Annotated in this window: 1 protein-coding gene; it reads left to right on the top strand. The window is 72.5% G+C overall.

What is annotated here, in order from left to right; all coding sequences use genetic code 11:
* Window positions 1-103 precede the first annotated feature (103 nt).
* The coding region (locus tag LPA54_RS36370; protein WP_228984791.1) for a Dyp-type peroxidase domain-containing protein at window positions 104-527 on the top strand (424 nt) is incomplete at its 3' end.

The following is a 527-nucleotide window of genomic DNA, read 5'->3' as shown; positions in this document are numbered from 1 at the left end:
GCAGATCCCCATGGCGGGCGACTGGAAGGTCGAGGTGACCGTGCGGACCTCCGACATCGACCAGGTGACCGTCTCCAAGAACGCTCAGATCGGCTGAACCACCATGGCTGACCCTTCCCTGTCACAGACCCTCACTCCCGAGGAGGAGCCCCGGCCGGAATCCGCCACCTCCGGATCGGGCATCTCGCGGCGACGCCTGCTCGGCACGGCCGGCGCCACCGGGCTCGTCCTCGGGGCAGCGGGGGGTGCCGTCGGGTACGCGTCGGCGCCCTCCGGGGCCACCCCGCTCACCTCGGTCGGCGCCACAAAGGTGCCGTTTCACGTGAAACACCAGCCGGGCATCACCGACCCGCTCCAGTCGCGCGGCCATCTCCTCGCCTTCGACCTGGTGCCCGGCGCCGGACGCAAGGAGGCGGCCGCGTTGCTGCGCCGCTGGTCCGACACCGCCCGGCGGCTGATGGCCGGGGAATTCGACGCCGAGGGCGACAGCGACGTGGCCCGTGACGCCGGGCCCTCCTCGCTCACCC

The organism is Streptomyces sp. DH12, from assembly GCF_020873895.1.
Taxonomy (GTDB): Bacteria; Actinomycetota; Actinomycetes; order Streptomycetales; family Streptomycetaceae; genus Streptomyces.
The sequence above is the reverse complement of the archived record's forward strand: the minus strand, read 5'-3'. Positions and strand labels throughout refer to the sequence as shown.